The organism is Salinispira sp. (genome assembly GCF_059431795.1).
Map to the genome: position 1 here is coordinate 59,109 of NZ_JBXWXS010000019.1, position 24,094 is coordinate 83,202.

General features: G+C 53.1%; 22 protein-coding genes. 12 read left to right on the forward strand and 10 right to left on the reverse strand.

Annotation, left to right across the window (positions count from 1 at the left end):
• Positions 1–4 precede the first annotated feature (4 nt).
• Positions 5–1,042 (reverse strand): aspartate-semialdehyde dehydrogenase, encoded by a 1,038-nt coding sequence (gene asd / locus AC52PS_RS07350; RefSeq protein WP_495562402.1) that lies wholly within the window; start codon positions 1,040–1,042, stop codon positions 5–7.
• A 204-nt stretch (positions 1,043–1,246) separates the two neighbouring features.
• Here asd and AC52PS_RS07355 point away from each other — a divergent pair, with 204 nt between their 5' ends.
• Together AC52PS_RS07355 and AC52PS_RS07360 are read left to right on the forward strand one after the other, a co-directional pair.
• Entirely contained in the window at positions 1,247–2,065 is an 819-nt protein-coding gene (locus tag AC52PS_RS07355; RefSeq protein WP_495562403.1) for a purine-nucleoside phosphorylase, read from the forward strand.
• Between the two features lie 31 nt (positions 2,066–2,096).
• The gene (locus AC52PS_RS07360) at positions 2,097–4,568 is read left to right on the forward strand and encodes a helicase C-terminal domain-containing protein (RefSeq protein WP_495562404.1); all 2,472 of its coding nucleotides are present in this window, start codon (positions 2,097–2,099) and stop codon (positions 4,566–4,568) included.
• Between the two features lie 210 nt (positions 4,569–4,778).
• Here AC52PS_RS07360 and AC52PS_RS07365 read toward each other — a convergent pair whose 3' ends face one another.
• Positions 4,779–5,045: a co-chaperone GroES gene (locus AC52PS_RS07365; protein ID WP_495562405.1), complete on the reverse strand. Its 267-nt coding sequence runs from the start codon at positions 5,043–5,045 to the stop codon at positions 4,779–4,781.
• A 399-nt stretch (positions 5,046–5,444) separates the two neighbouring features.
• On the opposite strand from AC52PS_RS07365, the gene AC52PS_RS07370 reads away from it, so the two are divergent.
• A complete protein-coding gene (locus AC52PS_RS07370) occupies positions 5,445–6,320 on the forward strand; it encodes a sigma-70 family RNA polymerase sigma factor (protein ID WP_495562406.1) in 876 nt (291 codons plus the stop codon).
• A 94-nt stretch (positions 6,321–6,414) separates the two neighbouring features.
• A complete protein-coding gene (locus AC52PS_RS07375) occupies positions 6,415–7,527 on the forward strand; it encodes a diacylglycerol/lipid kinase family protein (protein WP_495562407.1) in 1,113 nt (370 codons plus the stop codon).
• A 144-nt stretch (positions 7,528–7,671) separates the two neighbouring features.
• Here the strand turns inward: AC52PS_RS07375 and AC52PS_RS07380 are convergent, their stop codons facing one another.
• The 3 genes from AC52PS_RS07380 to AC52PS_RS07390 are packed head-to-tail and all read right to left on the reverse strand — an operon-like array spanning position 7,672 to position 8,936.
• Positions 7,672–8,058: an Hsp20/alpha crystallin family protein gene (locus AC52PS_RS07380; RefSeq protein WP_495562408.1), complete on the reverse strand. Its 387-nt coding sequence runs from the start codon at positions 8,056–8,058 to the stop codon at positions 7,672–7,674.
• Positions 8,059–8,069: 11 nt separating this feature from the next.
• A complete protein-coding gene (locus tag AC52PS_RS07385) occupies positions 8,070–8,474 on the reverse strand; it encodes an Hsp20/alpha crystallin family protein (RefSeq protein ID WP_495562409.1) in 405 nt (134 codons plus the stop codon).
• A 21-nt stretch (positions 8,475–8,495) separates the two neighbouring features.
• Complete coding sequence (locus tag AC52PS_RS07390) at positions 8,496–8,936, reverse strand: Hsp20/alpha crystallin family protein (RefSeq protein ID WP_495562410.1); 441 nt, start codon at positions 8,934–8,936, stop codon at positions 8,496–8,498.
• A 626-nt stretch (positions 8,937–9,562) separates the two neighbouring features.
• On the opposite strand from AC52PS_RS07390, the gene ppdK reads away from it, so the two are divergent.
• From ppdK to AC52PS_RS07405, 3 genes are all read left to right on the forward strand, one after another.
• Complete coding sequence (ppdK, locus tag AC52PS_RS07395; RefSeq protein WP_495562411.1) at positions 9,563–12,226, forward strand: pyruvate, phosphate dikinase; 2,664 nt, start codon at positions 9,563–9,565, stop codon at positions 12,224–12,226.
• A gap of 353 nt (positions 12,227–12,579) precedes the next feature.
• On the forward strand, positions 12,580–13,119 hold the full coding sequence (locus AC52PS_RS07400) for a TIGR03546 family protein (RefSeq protein ID WP_495562412.1): 540 nt from the start codon (positions 12,580–12,582) through the stop codon (positions 13,117–13,119).
• Positions 13,110–15,416, forward strand: a complete 2,307-nt coding sequence (locus AC52PS_RS07405; protein WP_495562413.1) for a hypothetical protein — start codon at positions 13,110–13,112, stop codon at positions 15,414–15,416. The genes AC52PS_RS07400 and AC52PS_RS07405 overlap by 10 nt, the downstream gene beginning before the upstream one ends.
• Here the strand turns inward: AC52PS_RS07405 and AC52PS_RS07410 are convergent, their stop codons facing one another.
• From AC52PS_RS07410 to AC52PS_RS07430, 5 genes are all read right to left on the reverse strand, one after another.
• Positions 15,417–16,322, reverse strand: a complete 906-nt coding sequence (locus AC52PS_RS07410; protein ID WP_495562414.1) for a sulfurtransferase — start codon at positions 16,320–16,322, stop codon at positions 15,417–15,419. It abuts the gene before it with no gap.
• Positions 16,323–16,421: 99 nt separating this feature from the next.
• Positions 16,422–16,670, reverse strand: coding sequence for a sulfurtransferase TusA family protein (locus tag AC52PS_RS07415; protein ID WP_495562415.1), 249 nt, complete (start codon positions 16,668–16,670; stop codon positions 16,422–16,424).
• Positions 16,671–16,859: 189 nt separating this feature from the next.
• Complete coding sequence (locus tag AC52PS_RS07420) at positions 16,860–17,777, reverse strand: sulfurtransferase (RefSeq protein ID WP_495562416.1); 918 nt, start codon at positions 17,775–17,777, stop codon at positions 16,860–16,862.
• A gap of 37 nt (positions 17,778–17,814) precedes the next feature.
• Positions 17,815–18,864 carry a YeeE/YedE family protein gene (locus AC52PS_RS07425; protein ID WP_495562417.1) on the reverse strand — a complete coding sequence of 350 codons (1,050 nt, stop codon included), beginning with the start codon at positions 18,862–18,864 and terminating at the stop codon, positions 17,815–17,817.
• A 16-nt stretch (positions 18,865–18,880) separates the two neighbouring features.
• The gene (locus tag AC52PS_RS07430) at positions 18,881–19,972 is read right to left on the reverse strand and encodes a YncE family protein (RefSeq protein ID WP_495562418.1); all 1,092 of its coding nucleotides are present in this window, start codon (positions 19,970–19,972) and stop codon (positions 18,881–18,883) included.
• Positions 19,973–20,271: 299 nt separating this feature from the next.
• On the opposite strand from AC52PS_RS07430, the gene AC52PS_RS07435 reads away from it, so the two are divergent.
• The 5 genes from AC52PS_RS07435 to AC52PS_RS07455 are packed head-to-tail and all read left to right on the forward strand — an operon-like array spanning position 20,272 to position 24,088.
• Positions 20,272–20,754 carry a GtrA family protein gene (locus tag AC52PS_RS07435; protein ID WP_495562419.1) on the forward strand — a complete coding sequence of 161 codons (483 nt, stop codon included), beginning with the start codon at positions 20,272–20,274 and terminating at the stop codon, positions 20,752–20,754.
• Complete coding sequence (locus tag AC52PS_RS07440; RefSeq protein WP_495562420.1) at positions 20,751–20,888, forward strand: hypothetical protein; 138 nt, start codon at positions 20,751–20,753, stop codon at positions 20,886–20,888. Before AC52PS_RS07435 ends, AC52PS_RS07440 begins: the two co-directional genes overlap by 4 nt.
• The gene (gene coaBC, locus AC52PS_RS07445) at positions 20,881–22,176 is read left to right on the forward strand and encodes a bifunctional phosphopantothenoylcysteine decarboxylase/phosphopantothenate--cysteine ligase CoaBC (protein ID WP_495562421.1); all 1,296 of its coding nucleotides are present in this window, start codon (positions 20,881–20,883) and stop codon (positions 22,174–22,176) included. Before AC52PS_RS07440 ends, coaBC begins: the two co-directional genes overlap by 8 nt.
• On the forward strand, positions 22,173–23,081 hold the full coding sequence (locus AC52PS_RS07450; RefSeq protein ID WP_495562422.1) for a 1-acyl-sn-glycerol-3-phosphate acyltransferase: 909 nt from the start codon (positions 22,173–22,175) through the stop codon (positions 23,079–23,081). Before coaBC ends, AC52PS_RS07450 begins: the two co-directional genes overlap by 4 nt.
• A complete protein-coding gene (locus AC52PS_RS07455) occupies positions 23,078–24,088 on the forward strand; it encodes a hypothetical protein (RefSeq protein WP_495562423.1) in 1,011 nt (336 codons plus the stop codon). Before AC52PS_RS07450 ends, AC52PS_RS07455 begins: the two co-directional genes overlap by 4 nt.
• Positions 24,089–24,094: the final 6 nt, after the last annotated feature.

Genomic DNA, 24,094 nt, shown 5'->3' on the forward strand with positions numbered 1-24,094 from the left:
TATCCTATGAAATATACCCCAAGGCTACCATGGCTTCGGCATTGAGGATTGCCGCACCTGCAGCGCCCCGGACGGTATTGTGACCGAGGATGGTCATTTTGATATCCAGAACCGGACACTCTCTGACCCGTCCAATTACCGTGCTCATTCCCCCCTGAAGCCAAATATCCCGGGCGGGCTGGGGCCTGTCGGACTCCTCAGTTACCAGTATAGGGAATTCCGGGGCCGAATGCAGATTCTTCTCCTGGGGCATACCCCGGAAATTCCGCAGCACTTCCTTTACTTCATCCACAGAGGCCTTCTTTCCCAGTTTAATGGAGAGTGTCTCTGTGTGACCGTCGATGACCGGAACACGGGTGCACTGGGCGCTTACCGGAAAATCCGCATGATCAATGTGGTCCCCTGCCATGGTACCCAGAATTTTCTGAGGCTCTGTCTCAACCTTATCTTCCTCACCGCCGATGTACGGCACCACATTTCCCAGAATATCCATGCTGGGAACACCGGGATATCCGGCGCCGCTGATGGCCTGCATGGTGGTGGCCTGCACGGCTGCAACGCCGAAGGCCTTGTGCAGTGGAGCAAGGGTCATGGCAATAAACATGGTTGAGCAGTTGGAGTTGGTGACGATTGCGCCCTTGTACGGCTGCTTCTTGATAATTTCAAAATGATCCGGATTTATCTCCGGAATTACCAGGGGCACATCCTTGTCCATCCGGTGATTTTTGGAATTGGATATGACGAAATGTCCGGCTTCTGCGAAACGTGTCTCCGCTTCTCCGGCTACTGAGCTGTCCAGACCTGAAAAAAGAATGGTGCTCTCCAGGGTTTCATCCAATGATTTTACAATTTTTCCGCCAATATCTTCGGGAACCGGTATATCCTGCTTCCAGCTGGCTGCTTCGGTATAGGATTTGCCCGCGGAGCGGGGAGACGCTACCAATTCGCGGATTTCGAATTGGGGATGGTTCTGAAGCAATACAATAAACTTTTGGCCCACAGTTCCTGTGGCGCCGAGAATGGCAACGGGTATCTTACTCATTATACCTCCAATGGTGTTGAGATCCGTTTTTTATACCTGTGATGTGTAAATATGCTAACTCTATACGTCAACATTGCTCATTGTCAATGTAGCCCACGGGGAGTATACTCTCCAAACACGTGAACGAATGAAGGAATGACCGGGCAACCGTTGATTCCTGCTCATTTTTCCGGCAGGTTCGGAGTTCATTCTTTGGAGGCTATCATGAAATCGGAATTTATTGCAGATGTATACAACGCGGCCGGGGAAATCAGTAAAACCACCGGCTACCGACCCAGGCTTGGAATGATTCTGGGGTCGGGGTTATCCAGCCTGGCGGAGAGCTACGAGTGCACCAAGGTCCCCTACGCTGATATTCCGGTGCTTCCCAAGCCAACCGTGGAAGGTCATAAGGGCGAACTCTATATTAATGAAGATATTGCCGTGTGCTCTGGACGATTTCACTATTATGAAGGACACAGTCCGGACAATGTTGTGAGCACCGTGGCCCTGCTGAAGGGGCTTGGCTGTGAACGTCTCATTGTGACCAACGCTGCCGGTGGAATTAATACGGACTTTTCTCCGGGAGATATTATGATCATTGAAGATCATATCAACAATCTTGGATTCAACCCCCTCATAGGTCCAAATCCCCGGATTGGCCAAACAGATCTCGGCGTCCGCTTTCCGGATATGTCCCGGGTCTACAGTCCCGATTTTGCCAGCAAGGCCCGGGAGCTGGATGGAGATGTGAGAAAGGGCGTGTATATTGCGGTTACCGGTCCAAGTTACGAGACCCCCGCAGAAATCCGGGCGTTCTCTGCCATGGGGGCAGATGCCGTGGGGATGTCCACCGTTCCTGAAGCTATTTTTGCCAGGTATCTGGGCATGGAAGTGGGCGGTTTGAGCCTGATTACCAATTTCGCCGCCGGCCTGGGGCATGAGGAGCTGCATCATGCCGAGGTTGTGGAAATCGGCCGGAAAGCCGCCGACAGAATGAAAAAGCTGGTGGCAGGACTGGTTGATTGGTGGCTGAAGGAATAGGCCGGGCCTGCACCCCCTCTCCGCCAAAACGATGATTTCCGCCGACTCACGCATACCCGAACATATTGCAAATCTCATGAGGGAAACCATCTCCCAGGCACTCAAACGTGAGGTGCTCTTTGTCTGCACCCAGGATGAAGACGGCATGCTTGCCAGTGCCAGGCCCGTAGCCCGGGGGAATGAGGGAATGGTTCCTGCTCCCGAACTCCATATGCGCGAAGGACAGGTGATAGTTCACAATCATCCCTCGGGCACCCTGAACCCCAGCGATGCGGATGTTTCTGTGGCCGCCCGTTTGGCCGCCCAGGGCATCGGAAGCTGGATTGTGGATGGCAGCATAGAAAAGCTCTACGTCATTACCGAAGCCTACCAGGAGCAGGAGAAGAGCGCTCTGGATCTCCGGCATCTGGCGGATATGCTGCTGCCCGGCGGCGGACTTTCAAAGCTCCAAAGCGATTTTGAGCCCCGGGACCCCCAGCTTGAGATGCTGGAAGAGGTAGTAAAGGCATTCAACGAAAATCTGATCGTAGTAAGCGAAGCCGGCACCGGAGTGGGCAAGAGTCTTGCTTATCTCATTCCCGCAGCTGCCTGGGTTCTCCAGAACCGGGAGAGGGTGGTTGTCTCAACCGCCACCATCAATCTGCAGCAGCAGATCCTGGAGAAGGATATTCCCACGGTGCGCCGACTCTTTCAGAATGCCGGGGGTGATGAGATCAAGGTGGTGCTTGCCAAGGGGCGTAACCAGTATCTCTGCCAGAGCCGGCTGCAGGAGCTGATTGATGAAGAGGGACTGTTCGGTGAAGAGCAGCTGGATGAGATTCGGCGATGGGCCGAGGTAACCGAGACCGGTGACCGCAGCGATCTGCCGTTCAACCCCGAACCATCGCTTTGGGCCCGGGTGAACTCCGACGCCGATGCCTGCAGCGAACTGCGTTGTTCCCGCCGGGGAAGCTGTTTTCTCCAGAAGGCCCGGAAGGCAGCTGCCTCCGCCCACATTGTGGTGACCAACCATCATTTGTTGTTCGCCGACCTGGCAATCAGGAAGGAGGGGTTCGGGCAGGATGCCACGGTAATTCTCCCCGCCTTTCAGCGTCTCATTATCGACGAGGCCCATAACGTGGAGGGGGCGGCCACCAGCTATTTCAGCGAGGAATTCAATCGCTTCACCCTTCATAAATATGCCAATATGCTCTTGCGCCAGCGCCGCAGCCGATCGGGTGGAATTGTCCCCGCCCTGCGCAAAAGCGCAGGTTCCAGCTTCCAGGGGGCGGAAGCTTTAATACAAACCATGCGAAGCAGAGTGCAGGAGCTGGACGATGCCCTGCTTCCCTTCCTGGATCAGCAGAGTTCCCTGCGTCTGGCAGCGGATCCCAATGAACTGCCCGGCAGCCATGTGAACAGCGAACTGGAGACGGTACTTTTCGAGCAGCTGGGAAGGTTTCAGCAATCTGTTCTGGATGCGGTGGAGCTGCTCTCCGATGAGTTCAAACATCTGGATGATTCGGATAACGATGATCCCAGAATCGCCGAATTGCGGATCATGATCCGCCGCCTCGAAGGGGTGGCAAAAATCTGCGGCGATTTCAGGGAATACGCCACCCGCCCGGACCTGGTGTATTGGCTGGACCGAAGGCGCAGTTCCGCGGGAGATAGATTTGTCCACTTCACCGCAACTCCCATAGAAGTGGGCCCCCTCCTGAAAGAAGCCATGTTTGATCAGTATGAAAGCATCGTGCTCACAAGCGCAACCTTATCGGTGAACAAATCAATTCAATACTGGCAGCGGAGGGTGGGGCTGTTGAATAACAACAGGCTGGTGTTCAAAAGCATGGAGAGTCCGTTCGATTACGGAGGAAGAGTCTTGTTGGGGGTGCCCAATGATGCCCCCAGTCCCTCATCTGGGGAGCAGTATTCCTCCTGGCTCAAGGGTTTTGTAATGCGGATGCTGGATATCTCCGAGGGCCATGCCCTGATCCTTTTTACCAGTTATGCGATGCTCACTGAGGTGTATGATTACTGCAAGCCGTTGCTGGTTCAACGGGGAATCACCTGTTTCAGACAGGGGGATGATGACCGTAACCGGTTAATGAGCAGTTTTCAGAAAGAGGTCAGCTCGGTGCTTTTTGCAACCCATAGTTTCTGGGAGGGGATAGATGCCCCGGGCGATGCCCTGAAGCTGCTCATTATCAGCCGCCTGCCGTTCCGGGTGCCCACCGAACCGGTGCTCCTTGCCAGAACCGATGCAATTCAGAGCAGAGGCGGAAATCCCTTTTTCGAATTGAGTCTCCCTGAAGCGGTAATGAAACTTAAGCAGGGCTTTGGAAGGCTGATGCGACGCAAGAGCGACAGAGGCGTGGTGCTCATTACCGATAACCGGGTAATTACCAAACGCTACGGCAGAAATTTCATCGATTCACTGCCTCCTGCACGGCTGGTTGTTGAATCTTCTGAACGTCTCGCCGGGGAAGTGGAGCGGGTTCTCTACGAAGACCCGGATTCCTGAATTCTGTGTAGAACCAATGTCTTAGATAATGCCCCAAAGAGTGTGGAAACGGCCCTCCGGCTCATCCGCCCATAATGCTTTGATAAATCCATCCCCATCATACGGCTAAAAAAAAAGAGCTGCCCGGTGAACCGGACAGCTCTATGATGCATCATGTCAGATACGGGCGGATACTTCAACTATTACGATGGTTGAAATATCCTCCCGACTTTACTTGATGATTGCAATAATGTCGGAGAAGTTCACGATGAGATGATCATCACCGTCAATTTTTACCTGGGTTCCTGCATACTTGTCATACATTACCCGGTCCCCCACCTTCACAGTGATTACATCGGTGTCATCACCGATTGCAGTTACTACCGCAGTCTGTGTCTTTTCCTGGGCAGTCTGAGGGATAAACAGACCTCCGGAAGTTTTTTCTTCGCCGGCTTCTGTCTTAAGAAGTACCCGGTCGCCTAGGGGCTGTACGTTCATACCCGTCCTCCTGATTGAGTATACATGACGTTGTCTATTTGTATGGTGGAAATATACGCAACATGGCTTTTTTGGTCAAGAAAAAGTGTATTGCTGTGAAAAATCCGTCAAATCCTTCCCGGATCCTGAGGTCCTTCACGGATCCTGAGGAGGTATAGCCTTTTTCCACCTCAATGACCCAGAAATTCATGCTTCGAACAACACTTGGGTCATTTTGATACATATCTCTGATGAGATGTACGGGCTGTGTCAATATTCCGCATTGTGATATTATTCTGGTTTGTAAATCACGTATTGTGGTGTTAGTAAGTTGTTGTATAACCGTAAGATATGTGAAATTCCTGAAAAAATCATGCTTGGCACAGCAATTGCATATAGTGTTATTATCAGGAGGACTTCATGAGCCAGGCAACAGAAAAGCGTATAAACGGTAATACCAAAAGTAATGACGAAAACATTCTCACAATGTATTTGAAAGAAATAAATAAGATTCCCCTTCTTACCCGTGAAGAGGAAGTAGATCTTGCCACTCGGGCCAGGGACGGCGAGCAGGCCGCAAAAGATAAACTGGTGCAGGCCAACCTTCGTTTTGTGGTGAATGTTGCGAAAAAATATCAAAATCAGGGTCTCCCGCTTACTGATTTAATCAGTGAAGGGAACATCGGCCTATTAAATGCAATCGAACGTTTTGATGTGGATAAGGGATTTCATTTCATCTCCTACGCAGTATGGTGGATCCGACAGGCAATTCTCAAGGCTATTTGCGAGAAGAGCCGGATGATTCGTCTTCCCCTGAACAGGGCCAATGAACTTGTGCAGATCGAAAAAGCCCGGAAAGGAATTACCGGACAGGTGGGGGAGACCGAAGAAATTCGGGAAATAGCCCGCACCCTGAATATGGATGAAGAACATGTAACCGATCTGGTGAACATCAGCCGTGAACATGTATCGCTGGAAACACCGGTATATAAGGAAAAAGACAGTTCCATGCTTAGCGATTTTGTTGAGGACAATGTAAATGCCCTTCCTGAAGACCTGGTTCTTCATGATTCGCTGAAAACCGATATCAACAACATCCTCTCCACATTAACAGAAAAGGAAGCCGAAATTATCCAGTACCGTTTCGGATTGAACGGCTATGCACCCATGAGTCTAAAAGAAATCGGTGACCGCTATAACCTCACCAAAGAACGGATTCGTCAGATTGAGAAGAAGGCTATTAAGCGGCTTCAGCACCCCACTCGAAGCCGGTATCTCTCCTCCTATGTTGCCTGATTTGACATAATCCGAGTCCTTAGTATCAGTTGCAGCCTCCGGTATCCTGTTCCGGAGGCTGTTTTTCTATTCGATTTTTACTATGCTGATGGATATGAATAATTCCTATTTCCGGATATTAATTAACCCCCACCGTTATCCCCACTATATTCGTCGGCTGAAGCGGAAGATGGGGAATGTTCCCGGTGCCCGGATTCAGGAAGCGGGAAGCAAGGAAGATTTTTCCCGGGGAATTAGAGAATTTCTGTACAGTGATGAAAAATACCTTCTGGTCTGGGGGGGCGACGGTACAGCTCACCTTGCCATCAACAGCTGGATGCACCATGTCCGGAACGGGATGGGCGACGGTTCCCACCTGCCTCATATGGAGCGAAAAGCCATCGGGTTTCTCCGGGGGGGCAGCGGTAACGGTATCCAGGATTCCTACGAAGTCCCCTTCATGCTATCCAGTCAAATTTCCACCTATCTCAGAAGCATGCAGCAGGGCTACACTCAGGAGGTGGACCTTCTTTCAGTGGGAAGCGGTGAACAGCTGCGCTACGCCCAGCTGGTGGGTACGGGTTTCGATGCGGAACTGCTCAGGCGGCGGGAGAATGCCCTTGCCCGCCGGGGCGGAAAACCCAGCGGGCTATCCCAGTATCTCCGTGGAGGTCTTTCTCTCTTTTTTGAGAATTTTCTTGCCCGGCGTAACAGCTTCCGGCTGACAATGGAAAACGGGAAGTACGCCCTGCGCAGTACCCGGGCCAATGCGGAGCTGGGCTTTACCCGCCTGGAGTACGAGCAGGCCCCGCTGATGATTGAAGCGGGAACCCGTCCGTTTTACGGACGAATGTTTAAAGTCTGTCCGGATGTTGTCTGCAATGACGGGCGAATGGATGTGTACCAATTCATGTTTGAAAACAAGCGGCAGATCCTCTTCAATCTTCTTTCCCTCTGGAACGGCTGGCACAACCGAATCAACCGGAATCAGGCCGAAAAGGGCAGGCCTCTCATTGAGCGGTATGAGGTTGAACGGCTGAGCATTTCCTCCACCACGCCGTTCCTGTATCATATTGACGGTGAGCTGGAGGAGTGCCGGGAGGAAAACGGACGCTATACCCTCAATTTGGGCATTGTGCCCGGAGCAATTCGTTTCCTGGTTCCCGAAAGCTTTCACCGGAAATTTCATCCCGAGAACCTCTACCACCAGGGCAAGGTCTGGAAGTGAGCTTTTTTCAGCAATAATGATCCTTTCCCGGCAGCAAAAAAAGGGGCCGGTCATTTCAACCGGCCCCGGGGCATCTTGTTTTCAGGTGATACTTTCATGTTTTCAGGGGGATACTTTTTCGGGAGGACATTCCCAAGCCTGCACTTATTTCAGCTCGATCTGAATCTTCTTAGTCTTTTGATTTTCCTTCTTGGGCAGGGTGACCGTCAGGCTGCCGTTATCGTATTCGGCGCTGATATTTCCGCTGTCCACCGTTTCTCCAAGTTCAAAACTTCGTTTGTATCCGGAAAACTGCATTTCTTCCCTGAGCATATCGTATCCTTCACCGGGGGCTTTGCTGCTCTCGGCACTCAGGTTCAGTACATTCTGTTCCACGGTGATATTTACATCCTTCTTTTCCACCCCCGGCAGATCGAATATCATCAGGTAGCTGTTTTCGTTTTCATGGATATCGCAGGCGGGTGTCCGGAAACTGTTTCCCCGGGTGTTTTCAACCTGCCGGTCCTTTTGTTCTTTTTTCATAAGATTCATGACGTCCCTCCTTACTGTATTTCGATCTTTTTCGGTTTGGACTCCGGTGATTTCGGCAGACGGATAATGAGCAGTCCGTTTTCTGTTTCCGCTTTGATACGATCCGTATCAATTCGCTCATTCAGCAGAAAATTCCGCTGAAAATCTCCCTGAAACCGTTCATTCAGATGCATTTTCATGTTTTCCTGCTGATCCTTCTTCCGTGAGCCGGAGATACTCAGGGTGTTGTCCTGGATGCTCACTTCAATATCTTCCCGGGACATGCCGGGAACCTTGGAGACAAGCACATAGCTTTCCGTGTCTTCATACATGTTGGTCTCCGGCCAGGCTCCATAGCCCCGGTACCCGGTTCCGTTAAAAATCCGGTTCATTTCCCGGTTCAGTTCAAATAGATCATCCAATACGCTTTGATACATGGCTTCCTCCTTGTAATTTCATTATGAAATGCTGATACGATGCGGCCGGGCCTCTTCGGTCTTCGGCACGGTGATATTCAGCACTCCGTCCCGCAGCTCTGCGCTGATTTTCGATTCGTCTGCGCCCCCCACAGTGAAACTTCGGGTGAAACTTCCCTGACTCCGTTCAAAGCGGGAGTTCTTGCCCAGCCCCTTCTTTTTTTCCTGTTTCCGTTCCCAGGAAATGGTAAGAACATCGTTCTTCAGCTCAATTTCGACCTCTTTCTTCTTCACCCCCGGAAGTTCCAGTTCAATCCGGTAGGAATCCTCCCGGTCCTGGAAATCGCATTTGGCATTGAGCATCTTTCGCATGTTCCCTGAGATGTCGCTGGAAAGATATCCCGGAAGATTGCTCCAGTCTGCGTCAAGCATGGAAGGAACATCGTTCCAGAAGTCCCTGAACAGGCTCAGTTCACGGCTCATAATGTACCTCCTCATATATGGTTTCCGGTAAATACCGGTCAATTTATATTGTGCAAAACACGTGCCAATTTTTACCTCGAATAAAAGATTTATGCTAAATCATTGTAATACAATGAATAAGCAGGTTGTGGAGCTGAGCTTTGCCGTTCTGAAATCTTAGGAAACCGGCCTGTGGCTGGTCAAAAATGCTACAAAGAAATTTTGGTTTCACCCTGCGACTGGGTAAAAATGATACATTTTCCAGCATCCATATGCTCATGTTGGAGCATCTTTACAGGGGACGGATCCTCCGCGTAGGTTCTACACAGGTATATACGCACAATGCCGGAACTTTTCTTTTGACAGCATACATAAAGGGGGTTAGTCTTTTTATTAGAGCAATGAAAATCTGTGTAGTACATCCAATGCGTCACACATCTCATTCCACTCACGCAACATCAATGGGGCGCCTCAGGAAACGCCGTTTGGGTTTCACCGGTACGTTTCCGCCGCTTCCGCGACATCGAATGACGGGCATAGCGTTTCCCGCATCCGGTACCAAAGAAACGACGAAAACACTCCCGGGAGATACGTACAAACGGGGTTCCTGAAGCGTTCTGTAACGACATTTCAGGAGGAATTGTACGATGGCTGAAAAACGAGTGTATTTTTTTGGTGGAGGGCAGGCTGAGGGATCTGCGAAGATGAAAGATCTCCTCGGCGGTAAGGGAGCAAACCTTGCGGAAATGACCAGTCTGGGAATTCCGGTTCCCCCGGGATTCACCATCACGGCAAAAATGTGTGAACAGTACTACAAGAATGGCCGGAAGAATTCCGATGATCTTGTGGAAGAAGTTGAAGAACATCTGCATCGTCTGGAATCCACGGTGGGCAAAAAGCTGGGAGATAAGGATTCTCCTCTGCTGGTATCGGTGCGTTCCGGTGCCGCGGTATCCATGCCCGGAATGATGGATACCATTCTCAATCTTGGATTGAATGATGAAGCGGTTGTGGGTCTGAAGAAAAGCACCAATAACGAGCGGCTTGCCTGGGACAGCTACCGCCGCTTCATAAACATGTTCGGAAATGTGGTGATGGGCATTCCCCATGAAGAATTCGAAAAGGAAATGGACAAGGTTAAATATAAAAAGAACGTGGAAGAAGACGTCGACCTTGATGCCAATGACCTGAAAGAGCTTGTGAAGCTGTACAAGGCTCTCTATAAAAAGCACACCCATGAAGACTTTCCCCAGGATCCCCTGGATCAGCTATGGAAGGCAATTAATGCCGTATTCGGGTCCTGGAACAATCCCAAAGCAATCAAATACCGAAAAATTAATGATATTAAAGACCTGCTGGGTACGGCGGTGAGCGTTGTGGCCATGGTGTTCGGAAACTTCGGAGACGACAGCGGAACCGGCGTATGCTTTTCCCGTGACCCCTCAACCGGAGAAAAGATGTTCTACGGTGAATACCTGATGAACGCCCAAGGTGAAGACGTGGTTGCGGGGATCCGTACTCCCAAACGGATAACCACGCTGCAGGATCAGGATCCCGAGCTGTTCCAGACTCTGGTGGATGTAAAAGACCGGCTGGAAAAGCATTACCGGGATATGCAGGATATGGAGTTCACCATTCAGGAAGGCAAGCTGTATCTTCTCCAGACCCGGAACGCCAAACGTACCGGCGCAGCAGCCATTAAAGTGGCCGTTGATATGGTGAGCGAAGGTGTGATCAGCAAACAGGAGGCTCTGACCCGGGTTACGCCCCTCCAGCTTGAACAGGTGTTTCATCCGGCAATTCATCCTGCCACCAAAAAGAAAGTAAAGGCCATCGCCAAGGGCCTGAACGCCAGCCCCGGTGCTGCCAGCGGTCAGATCGTGTTCAGTGCCGATGAGGCGGAAGAATGGCATGCGAAAGGCAAACAGGTTCTTCTGGTTCGTCCGGAAACCAGCCCCGAAGATATCGGCGGAATGGACGTTGCCGAGGGTATTCTCACCTCAACCGGCGGAATGACCAGCCATGCGGCGGTGGTTGCCCGGGGAATGGGAAAACCCTGTATTGCAGGGTGTAAGGATGCCCAGATTGTGAACAAAAAAATGGTGATAAAAGGCCAGGAGTTTAAGGAAGGTGACTGGATCACCCTTGACGGCGCCAGCGGTGAAGTGTTCGAAGGCAAACTGGAGCTAAAAGAGCCGGAAATTAAAGGCGAACTTACCACATTCCTGAGCTGGGCCGATGAAGTGCGAATCCACAGCTACCGGGCATCCAAGGGGTTGAAAGGATTCGGAGTACGTACCAATGCGGATACTCCCACCGACGCCCAGCGGGCCCGGGATTTCGGTGCCGAGGGAATCGGTCTCTGCCGTACCGAGCACATGTTCTTCGAAGAGGAAAAGATCCGGATCTTCCGGGAAATGATTGTTGCCGCAGATGATGAAGCCCGGAAAAAAGCCCTGGAAAAATTGCTGCCCCTGCAGCAGAAAGATTTTGTGGGCATTTTTGAAGTGATGAACGGTTTTCCGGTAACCATCAGACTGCTGGATCCCCCCCTTCATGAATTTGTTCCCAAGGATGACGGTCAAATTAAGGAGCTTGCGAAGATCGCAGGGATCTCCGCTCAAGCACTAAAAAACAAGATCCGTTCCCTCCATGAAGAAAACCCCATGCTGGGACATCGGGGTGTGCGCCTGGGTATTACCTTTCCGGAAATTTACCGCATGCAGGCGGAAGCTATCATGCGCGCAGCCTGTGAAGTTGCCCTGAAAGGCGTACAGGTATATCCCGAAATCATGATCCCCCTGGTTGGACATATCCGCGAACTGGAAATTATGCGGGGCCATGTGGAAGAAGTGGTGAAGCAGGTCCTGAAGGAGACCAAGGCGAAGATCGACTACAAGATCGGCACCATGATTGAGGTGCCCCGGGCCACACTGGTGGCCGACGAACTTGCCCACCATGCTGACTTTTTCAGCTTCGGTACCAACGACCTGACCCAGATGACCTACGGGTTCAGCCGGGATGACGTGGGCAGCTTTGTGCCCCAGTACATCCAGGAGGGCATTCTGGAAGATGATCCCTTCGCCAAACTGGACCAGGAAGGTATCGGTCAGCTCATTGAACTGGGAATCGCCAAAGGCCGGGACACCAACAAGTACTTGAAGATCGGCATCTGCGGTGAACACGGAGGAGAACCCAGCTCGGTTGATTTCTGCTACCGTGCGGGAATGAACTATGTAAGCTGTTCACCCTTTCGGGTTCCGGTTGCACGGCTTTCAGCGGCCCAGTCGGTGTTGAGCAACCAGAAATAGCCCTAGAGCAGGGGCGAACCGGGTTTGCCTCTGCCCCAGGGCAAGGCAGGTCTAAAGCAAGGCAGGCAAAGCAGAGGCATATTGTTCGGCTTAGCAATTTTCGATCAGCCTTTTAGGTAAAAGCAAGAATTACCGCCGTCGGGGGAACTTCTTCCGGCGGCTTTTTTCGGTTCTTCGAGTTAAGATGAGGCGGCTTCCGCATGGATTTTTGATAGAGTTTCCACTAATCTGAGAACATCACACAATTTACCATCCATGCCCGGGGTATCATAACCAACCAGGACGGGACAACAAAATGCCCCGGGACCGGGGCCCGATCTTGTACGGGCATTTGGGGTAAACAGGATAACACTATGCTGAAATCAATATCGCGGTTTTTTGCCGCCATTAACGGCTACCAGCGTCCCGGGGAACTTGCCGCCGGGGCCGCGTGCGGGGTGGTTCTGGGAGTGCTTCCCGGAGGAAATGCCAGCTGGTGGATTCTTTTCATTCTCTTTGCGTTGGTGAAAATTAATAAGGGAGCCATGATACTGGTGATGCTGCTGTGTATGTGGCTTGCTTCGGGTCTGGATCCTCTGCTGCACAATCTGGGATATGAAATTCTCACCCTTGAGAGTCTGAATCCGTTGTTCAGCCGAATGGCATCCATGCCTCTGGTTCCCCTGACCCGCTTCAATAATACCTTGGTAATGGGAGGTCTGGCGGCCGCCATCCCTTTGTGGATAATCAGCTACGGGGTTTTCCGTATGGTGGTTAAGCTCTACCGGAGCTATGTGCGGGATACCATCATTCGGCCCCGCCTTTTGCCATGGATAAAACGGGTTCCCGTACTTCGGCATCTGTACCGGGCTCTGGAATTTGTGTTCGGTTCCGGGGAGGGTGTATGGCGGTAATAAAAAAGACCTACACTTCCAAAAAATTCAAAAAGATGCTCAGGAACCTTCACAGCCCCCGTCACGTGGAATCGGTAAAAAAACTTTATGAAGCGGATGAGGAGCGGTATGTTCTCAGACAAAATCTGGAAAAGGAAGAAAAGAAGCTCTTTAAGGAGGCCCGGGGCATTCTGAAGAAGAACCGGGGAACCGTTCGGCTGGCCCGGGTGGTGCTCCTTGGGATTATTCTGGGCGGACTGATAGTTTTTTTCACCGTATTTCTGAACCCTTTGGTGACCCGGGGAATTCAGAGCGGAATGCAGGCGGTGTTCTCCGCAAAAACTGATATTGCCGGAGTGGAGCTTCGCCCCTTTGAGCCGGCAATCCGAATCGAATACCTGGCCCAGGGAGACTCATCCCGGCCCTACCGGAATCTCTTCGAGCTGCGGGATGTGGAGATCGCCCTGAATGGCCGTGCGCTATTATCCCGTTCCGTGGTGATCGAAAATATCCAGTTCAGGGGTTTGAGCTGGGGAGGGGAACGAAGTGAAACTGCAGCGCTTCCCCCTTCGGAACGAGGATCAGCTGAATCCCGAGGGTCTGAGGCCGAAAGTGCAGAGGATCAGGAAGAACGGTCGAATTCCGATGCAAGTCCCTCCGAGGGTCACATGGAAGAAATGGGCAACACTATTCTTCAAGCTCTCAGCCTGGATCCCGCCGGGGCGTTTGAGGAATATCAGTCCAGGTTTACCGCACCCGGGGCCCTGGAAGAGTTTTCATCGGATGTGGAAAACCGTGTAGAGGCATGGAGCAGCCGGGCAGATCAGATTGAGGCGGAAGTGCGCTCATTCACCGGGGAGTACTCGGATTTGCTGGACACCCGTCCCGCGGATCTCCGGGAACCGGAAAACCTCCGCTCGTTTGCCGATGGTGTCCAAAACGCGGTTCAGGAGGCCTCAGAACTTGAGAACAATCTGGAAGAACAGTTAGGAGAGTTGCAGAATGAGTATGCCGACATTCGAACCAGGGCGGATCAGCTGAGAGAACAGATCAGTGAAGATATTGCATCTGTACAAAACGATATTTCAGGCGTCCAGGATACCGGGGCGGCCGAGATCATCCGGGGGTTTATTCAATCACGGCTTGAGGAACTTATTGGAGATAAAACGGCACTCGTGTACCGGGGACTGGAACTTTACCGAAATTTCAAATCCCGCCAGAATTCCGGCGGAATTCCGGGGGCAGGGGGAACCAGGGTTCGTCCCACCTTCCGTGACGGCGGGGTGGATATTCAATTCGCCCAAAGCAGCTATCCGGCGTTTTGGCTTAAGCGGGCGGAAGGGGGAAGTTCCGGCGAAAACCGATCCCCCCAGCGGCTGGTACTGCAGAATCTGAGCAGCCAGCCGGAAATAGGCGGGGGAAGCCAGGACGGCGGATTTCAGCTTGCGTATGAGGGTACGCTGGGGGTTCCTCTGAACCTGGAAGTCAGCAGCGCGGACCAGGAAGACGGGGACTTTCGCTTTCAGCTGAGGGCGGGGGAATTGGACGGCCGGGTTCAGCAGCTGCCGGGATTCTTCCGCATCAGTGACATCAGGACACAGGGAGATTTTGAAGGAAGCATGTATCTTACTTCAGGCGGACAGCTAAGTCTGGATACGGATTTCCGCTTTTCCCGGATGCAGGTAACCCCCGCCCAGCTTACCCCAAATGAAAGTGATGACGCTCCCGGTGCAGAACTCCTGAATTCCCTTCCCCTGCAGATTGCAGAACGCCTGGAAAGCGCCGATGAGCTGAACATCTCCTTCAGCGGAAGCAGAGAGCAGGGCGGTGAATGGCAGCGCTCCAGCATTGAGAGCAACATTCCCGGCATCCTATCCGATACCGTGGATGCCATAATTGAGCAGCAGCTGGCAAACCTTCAGGAAGAACTGAACCGGCGGATCGAAACCTACCGGGATGAACTGACCAATCGTCTGGAAACAATCTATGCACCGGGTGCGGATATTATCCGCCAGGCGGAATTGGATGTGGGAAACCTGGAAGACACCCGGGCGGAACTGCAAAGTATCCGGGAACAGGCCCTCAGCAGGGCGAAAAACATTGTCGCCGAGCAGGCTGCGGCGGTGGAAGAAGCCGCCCGGCAGGCGGCCAGAGAAGCCGAAGAGCAAGCCCGGCAACAGGCCGAGGAAGCCGAGGAAGCTGCCAGGGAGGCAGCCAGAGAAGCGGCCAGAGAAGCAGCCAGAGAAGCGGCCAGAGAAGCGGCCGAACGGGCTGCCGAGGAAGCCGAATCCAGGCTCCCCAACCTACCGGGTTTTTAATCAATCCGGCACCGAACGGATGGCTGAATGTACCGGGGTATCCGGATGGTTGCCCCATTCCAGCCATGATCCGGCGTAATTCCGCACCTCCCTGTACCCCAGGTAGCGGAGGGTGAAATAGCTGTGGGATGAGCGGGTGCCGCTTCTGCAGTATACAATCACCCTGCGATCCGGGGTGACGCCCCTGGTTTCATAGAGCTTTCGCAGCTCCTCTCTGGGCTTGAATCTGGGTGTGAGAATATCCACCAGATGCTCCTGCCATTCAATATGAACCGCACCGGGAATGTGGCCGTTCTTCTCAGCGGTCACCGTTTCCCCGCTGTATTCCCCGGCACTTCGGGCATCCACAATGGCGGTATCAGCTCGGTTCAGTACATTCAATACATCATCCATTGCGGCGGTGGCCATGTTCTCGCCGGACTGTGTAAAAGTCCGGGTAAAGGAATGATTGGGGTTTTCCGCCTCCGGGTCTGAACCCCCGGTTCTGTTCCCTCCGGTATCAATTCCGGTTTTTAGTCCAGTTTCTAGTCCGGTTTCTAGGGGAAAGTTTTGCTGCTGCCATGCCGGCCAACCGCCGTTGAGCAGGCTGATCCGGTCTCTTCCCAGGCTTTCAAGAATCCAGAACAGTTTGGCGGCGGGCACCAGACCGCTTTCATCATAGAGCAGCAGCTGACTCTCATTATCGATACCTGCCCTCCGGATTATTTGGACGAGTTCTTCCCGGGGAAGCAGATCTCCGGTTGGGGATTCTGGATCCTGGAGTCCCGCGACGCTGATGCATGCGGCTCCGGGGATATGACCCCGGGAATACTGGTCTTTCCCCCGGCAATCAACCGGGAGAATTGAACCTTCCCCGATACCCAGCCGGGCTTTCTCCGGTTCTATGAGCAGATTGTTGATATCCATTGATACATTCTCCTTGAACACTATCCTCGCCCTATCTGCAGCGGACCCCTGAGCAGGATCGTCAGTTTAGTGGTGCCGGTAGATAGGGGGTGCCGGCAGCTATCCGGCTTTTTCTATGAGCACCTTCCAGTGCCCCCGGCCGAGTTTGTCCACCTTGAGCACCTTGTGACCTTCAAGATCCAGGCTTCGGGGGACGTTTGCCGCCGATTCGCTGTTTCCTAAATGCACTTCCAGAACCTGCCCATTTTCCAGTTCCTGAAGTCCCTGCTGGGATTTTGCCAGGGTGAAGGGACATACCTCATCTCTAAGTTCCAGAGTTTTATCGCTTTGAATATCTGTCTTTGACATGCAGTTCTCCTTAGCTTGTGTCCTGCTATCCGGGGGAAATCCTCACCAGTCGGGAATCATCCCGGCATGGGAATCATCCCAGGCCGGAAATAATCCCAGACAGGGTCAGTTGGCCCCGAAACCAGCTGTCCGGATTTGGACCTCCGGTGGGTCTGTGGCCTGTCTATGCGACGAGTCTATGAGGCGGGTCTATGACTCCACTGATGTGTCTGGATGATTGCCCCAGTCCGCCCATGATCCGTCATATAGCCTCACATTCTCATATCCTGCCACCCTCAGCGCCAGGTAGCTGTGTGCTCCCCGTACGCCGGTCTGGCAGAGAGTTACCGCCTCAACTTCCTCGCTGCTCAGAGCTGAAGCATACAGATCCTTCAGGGATCGGGAATCCAGAAATCCACCTTCGCTGCTCTGGTTTGCCGTCCATTCCAGATGAACGGAGCCGGGAATATGGCCGCCTTTCTCCGCTCTCACATCGCCGCCGCTGTATTCGTCGGCGCTGCGGGTATCGATTACCACCACATTTTCATCGTTCAGCTTACTGCTGATATATTCCCGGTCTGCAATCAGTTCCGGCTGTACGTCCGGGATGAAATCGCCAGGTTCTGGGAGCACCGCCTGGGTGGATAGCTGTAAACCTGCCTGCTGCCATGCTGCCAGACCGCCGTCCAGCACGTGCACGTTGTCGTGCCCCAGGTATTCCAGGGCCCAGAAGATGCGTGACGCCCACAGGCCGTGTCCCGCATCATAAATCAGCACCGGAGTATCGTTTGAGACCCCGATATTGCCGAAACTCCTGGCGACCTGCTCCGGATCCGGCAGCATTCCGGGAATGCCTTCAACTTCCGCCCATACCAGCGAGCGGTCCGCCTGCACCGCTGTGGGAATATGTCCTTGCCGATAATCCTCAAGACTCCGGGCCGCATCGATGATGGTGATGTCACCGCTGAAATCTGCAAGCCATTGGGGGCTCACGAGAATCTCATCCGAGGCCGTCCGCTCTGCTCCCGGGGAGGAGCAGGCTACGGCGCTCAGCAGTAATATTGCGGCAGCAGCGATCATTCCGGCTTTCCGGAAATTTCCCAAATGTAATGTGTGTACTTTCGCCATGATGTACCTCCTCCGGCGAATAAATAAATTTTGCAGTCTATGCGACTGCCTGTCGGCCGTTACCGGCCTTTTTTGATCCGTTAAACACAAACCAGGTGGCGATCCAGCATCCGGCCATGATGCTCACAACTCCCAAAGCCGATGCCAGACTCAATGCGGATATGCCGCTGATACCGTGACCGATGTTACAGCCGCCGCCCAGGGCCGCCCCCGTACCCATCATCAAGCCTCCTGCACTCTGGCGTACCAGGGTGGATCCCGGGGGCAGGGAAAGCCGGGCTTCTCCTTCAATCCATGCGGATATGTAGGAACCCAGGGGCACTCCCAGCAGGATAAACAGGGGCAAGCCCACTCCTGCGCCGTCACCGTCGGTAATTACATCCATAAACGCCCAGCTTGGCTGGGTGAAGGAAAGACCGAAATTCCGTCCCAGCATGCCCGAAACCGCCCACACTGCCAGGGCCAAAACCCCCACGAGGATGCCGGTCTTCTTCCAGCCCCATCCGATTACAAAACTCTGCTTCGGCGCTCTGAGTAGAAGCAGAATAATGGGGATGAGCAGCACGCCAACCACCAGCCACTGGGCTCCGGGGCGATCCGCCCCGATGAGATGAAACAGGGTGGGCGGGGAACCGTCACCGCTCAGGGTACTGAGAATGCGGGGCCGACGGAGCGCAGTCTGAACTGGGTTTAGTACTCCACCGTTCATAATCTCTGTGCCCAGAAGAAAAAATATCAATGCGGCCCAGGAGCCGAGCATTCCCCTGCCGGCCCGGTAATAGGTTCCGCTTGCACAGCCCCCTGCCAGCACCATCCCCAATCCGAACATCACTCCACCGCTTATCAGGGCGGGCCAGAAAACCGGTGCTACTGCAGGACGTACAATCCCTAACTGGGAAAGAAGGGTTACACCGGGGATGTTTATCAGAAGCACGATGAGCCAGCTGCGCAGCAGGCTTCGATCCTTCTCAAAAAGAATGCTTCTGAATGCGGTGTTCATGCAGAAGCCTCCCTTTTGGAGCACCCAGCCCAGGGCGGTTCCAAGGGCCAGACCTGCCGCCACTGTTATTACGCTTTGAGATTCCATTATCTTCCTCCATTCATTAAAAGCAGGCGAAACTGCCGTCCCGGCGGATCACCGCAGTACGAAAAAGATCCGTGTGTTTCTCATGTGCCGGCACCGGAAGAGGGGTGATTCCCGAAGCATTGTCGCCAATGCCGTACCATCTCCCCGATTCTGCTGCAACCAGCAGTCCCGAAGCCCCTACGATCATGCCATAGGCCATTTCCGGCAGCTCAATGCTCTCCAGCGGATCGGGCATTCCCCGCCGTTCAAGGAGTTCCCGGTTCCAATCGCCGGGGAATACATCCACTCCGCTGCCGTCTGCCCGCAATGCAAATATCAGATTCTCCCGCCGCACAAGATCACCGGCGTAGGAAGGGGACGAAGGGTCAGATTCCTTTGCCCGTCCAGTCACGGCATCTAAGGTCCGGGGATCCAGAGCCTGAAGTTCTCCTTGGGAAATTACCCAGAGAATTCCGGCCTGGGAATCGTGTAAGAGCCCGTCCACTGCCTCCTGGTAGCGGGCAATTTGGTCAAGATTGGCGGTGAAAATGCTCTGAATACCCGAATTTCCCCATCTGTAGATCAATTGTCCGTTTCCCCCCATGATTGCCTGCCCATCCATATTTTCCGTAGCGGCATTCAAGCCGGGGCGGAGGGAAAGCAATTCATGCTGATATTCCTGTACCCTGTGAGAGCCATTTTCAGCATCATGAAACACATAGAGCAGGCTGCCGTCGGGGGAAAAGACCAGTTCTTCAACCCCGGCTGTGGAAATTTCATTCCGCCGTTGAAACTCAAAAGTTTCGGTGCTGAAGACATCCAGGAAAGGTGCATCTTCATACCCCACGAACACGGAGACTCCTCCGGGGGTGGGGCGCAGGACAGAAGGGGTGAATTCCAGACTCCGGCTTGCCAGCAGTCTGCCGCTTCCCCCGTCATAGAAGCTGAGCAGGCGATCCTCCCCGGAGAGGGCGGTGATTATCCGGGTGTCTGCAGCTGAAGCAAAGTTCTGGGTCCCGGGCTTCTGTGAAGCAAATGCTATGGATATGCTCAATAGCAGCGTCACCCCTGCCGCTATAACCGGTCCCAGGGGGAACCTGATACTCTGTCCCGCCGTATGTTCTGCCATGAAACCCTCCCGGTAATTCTCTATTCACCCAGGTTGTTCTCCGGATCTAACCTGGTATCATCAAACTTGATAATGTCAATAAGTATACTAAACATAGTATAAAGGTCAAGTATAATGCGGGGGGAAATTATAATTTTGTTCCAAGCTGCCCTTAATGAGTGCCCCAAAGAGTGTGGAAAACAATCAGATAGGGAAAATGGGGAAGGGCGAGGACATCTTTTGGGTGTATCTGCCCGAAATTACTTGTAGATGCAATAAAAAATCTTTGATCCTGCCGCACAGGCTGGTATATTGTTCCCATGGACGATCCGAAAACAGACGGACAAGCGGCCCCGCCGATCCATCTGAACCCCGCTGCCGGGCAATTTCTCAAATCTCTTGTAACCGCCTGGACGGCCTTCCTCCTCGATTGGCTGGTGCTTGAGCTGCTTATTGCCGTTTCCGGAATATCTGCCAGCATGCTCAAACCCGCAAGCTACATTGCAGCACTGGTATTCACCTATATTGTCTCCAGGTACTGGATATTTAAAACACGGAGGCGGCATTCCACCGCTCCGGAATCAGTTCTCTATGTCCTGGGGGCCGTCGTTTCCCTTGGGATCGCCGCCATGAGCATTCATATTCTCTCCGAACGCTACTCTCTGCTGGATTACCGCATCAGCAATGCATTGGGAATGGCATTGGTGTTTGTCTGGAATTTTTTGTACCGAAGATATGTGGTGTTTCCTGTCCCGCCTCCGGCCGGCGGTCCCGGTTCAACCGGAGATATGGAAACTTCATGATCTCTTCATGGTACAATGGCGGAGGGAGCAGAAGCGGTGGAGAAGAGCAGATGGTGAGTTTTCCCCATCATGGATGCAGCTTCAAACCACAGATTCTCAATCTGATAAACCATGGGGAGTTTCAATATGAATAATGGGCGAATCCTTTTAGGGGTTACCGGCAGCATCGCGGCATACAAGTCCGCTGAACTTGTTCGGTGCTTTATTCGGGCCGGAGCGGAGGTGAAGGTTGTAATGACCCCCGCAGCAGGGGATTTTATCACACCCCTCACCCTGGCAACCCTTTCAAAACACCCGGTAAGCACGGCGTATTTTGATCCTGAATCTGGTGAGTGGGACAGCCACGTGGAGCTTGGACTGTGGGCCGACGCAATGGTAATTGCTCCAGCATCCGCAAATACCCTTGCAGCCATGGCTTCCGGGCTCTGCAGCAATTTGTTGCTGGCAGCTTACCTGTCAGCCCGCTGTCCGGTGTATGTTGCTCCGGCTATGGATTTGGATATGTACGCCCATCCGGCAACAGGCCGCAGCCTTTCGGTTCTTCAGGAGGACGGAGTGCGGGTAATCCAACCCGGAGACGGGGAGCTTGCCAGCGGTCTGAGCGGAAAAGGGCGGATGGCCGAACCGGAGAATATTTCCAAACAGGTGCTGGGAGCGCTGGCACAAGGCCTTGGCCCTATTCAGCCCGCGAAGAGGACAAGCCATTCTCCTCTATCTCTGGAAGGTCGGAATGCCATGGTTACCGCCGGTCCCAGCTATGAGGATATTGATCCAGTACGCTATATCGGCAACCGTTCAACGGGCAAAATGGGCTATGCGATTGCCGAAGCCCTGGCTGAAGCGGGAGCCCATGTGACCCTGATAAGCGGGCCCACCCAATTGACCCCTTCACATTCGGGCATCAGGCGGATTGATGTACGCTCTGCCCAGCAGATGTTTGAGGCCGCCCGGGAGCACTTTCCCGGCTCGGATATTGCCGTGCTGGCTGCTGCGGTGGCCGACTATCGCCCGGCCTTTCTTCACCGTCACAAAATGAAAAAACAGTCGGGTGCCATGAGTCTGGAGCTTGAGCGGACCGTGGATATTGCCGGGTCTCTTGGGGAAATTCGTGAGGATCACCAGTTCATCGTGGGCTTTGCTCTTGAGACACAGAATGAAGAGGAAAATGCCCTTAGCAAACTTCGAAAAAAGCGCTTTGACATGATTGTGATGAACAGTCTCAACACCCCGGGAGCAGGCTTCGCCCATGACACCAATGCGGTCACATTCTATTTTCCCGACGGCAGTATGGAGGAAGGGAAATTGAAATCGAAAAAGGAGGTTGCCGGAGATATTGTTGCACAGATAGCCGCACGTATCCCATCTGCCTCTGAAAACGGAATGGAGAGCAGTTCATCGGATGAGCTTGGAGGCCGTGCATGAATGAACTTCCCATTTCAGACAGGCCGGATCGGGGAGCTTCCCTGGATCATGAAGCCGCCGGCAGCAGCAAGCAGTCTCTGCACCGGCTTTCCAGCATCAACATCCGCAGGATTATCGCAGGCAGAAACCCATCTCTGGCTGGGAGGATCCCCGGAGTACTGCTTCGCAGGTTGGAGTCCCTGCTTCACGTCCGCCAGTTGAATGACGCTTTGGCCCGCTTTGGGCATCTGCAGGGATCGGATTTTATCAATGCTGCCCTGGAGTATTTCGAGGTGGAAATTACTATTCGGGGCGAGGAGCATATAGCCGGTCTCAAGCGGCCGGTGCTTGTGGCCAATCATCCTCTGGGGGGGCTTGATGGTCTGGTCCTTCTCTCGGTGCTTTCCCGGCATTATCCAGAGGTGAAGCTGATGGTGAACGACTTTCTCATGAATATTCCTAACCTCAGGGATCTTTTTGTTCCGGTGAACAAGCTCGGGGGCAACCGCCAGAACCAGCAGCTGTACCGGGATCTTTTTGCCTCCCAGTCGGCCCTTCTGCACTTTCCCGCCGGCTTATGCAGCAGGAGAAAAGGGGGGAGACTCAGGGATTTGCCCTGGAACCGAAGCTATGTTCGCCTTTCACGGGATACCGGTCGAACAATAGTGCCGGCGTTCTTTGCCGGTACCAACAGAAATCTTTTTTATGCAACCGCCAATATGAGACGTTGGTTTGGCATAGGGTTTAATATCGAAATGCTGCTTCTGGTAGATGAGATGTTCCGTCAGCGGGGCAGGGTCCTGGAAACCCGGATCGGGAAGGGATATACCCCCGGCCAACTGCAGGAGGGGGACATTGGCGAATGGAACCGGCGTATCCGCCGGGATCTCTACTCCCTGGATCCTTCTGCGGGGAGGGCAAGATGAGGCTTCCGAAATTCCTGAAATGGGAGTTCTGGCCATTTCCTCTGGTGTATGTCCCGGTGTATTTCAGCATCCTGTTCCACGGAATTGCCCAGAAGAATCTCACCTATTTTCTTGCGGCCAACCCCGGCATGAGGTTCGGGGGGTTCGTGGAGTATTCCAAATACGAATCCATGAAGACGCTTCCAACCCGTTACCTACCCCAAACCCGTTATTTCCCCTCTGTGCCGGGAATTCAGGATCTTCTTCACGTTATGAGTTCTGCAGGACTTGAATTTCCCGTAATTCTCAAGCCGGATGTGGGAGAACGGGGATATGGAGTGGAAAAGATCGAAAACCGAAAGGATGGGGAACGGTATCTGAAAAATGCCCGTCGTGCACTCTTACTCCAGGAGTATCTTCCCCTTGAACAGGAATACGGGGTGATGCTGGTGCGAGACCCCCGGAACAGTGAACTGCGGATTACTTCAGTTGTGCGGAAAGAGGGATTGATGGTTCAAGGTGACGGAAAGCGGCGTCTGGAAGAGTTGGCGATTGCCGATCCCCGCTGCAGATATCACCTGAAGATGCTCAAAACGCTCTACAAAGATCAATGGAATCGAGTTCTTTCCGCCGGAGAGCACTTGAAACTGACAGAAATTGGCAACCATGCCAGAGGGGCCACCTTTCTGAATGCAAATCATCTTATTTCCCAATCCCTTGTTCAGGCGTTCCGGCCCCTGGCAGAGGCCATCCCCGGCTTTTTTCTGGGAAGGCTTGATATTAAGACTGAAAGTGAAACATCTCTTCTTTCGGGAGAGTTCAAGGTGATGGAAGTGAATGGAGTGAACAGTGAACCGGCTCACATTTATGACCCCGCATACGGCCTTTTTCGGGGATGGAAGGATTTACTGGCCCACTGGGGGGATGTGGCGGATGTTTCCAAAGCCAACATGGATTCCGGTCATACTCCCGAATCGCTAGGAGAGCTTCTGGGTGAAGTTCGACGGCATTATCGGTTAAAACGGTGAATCGAA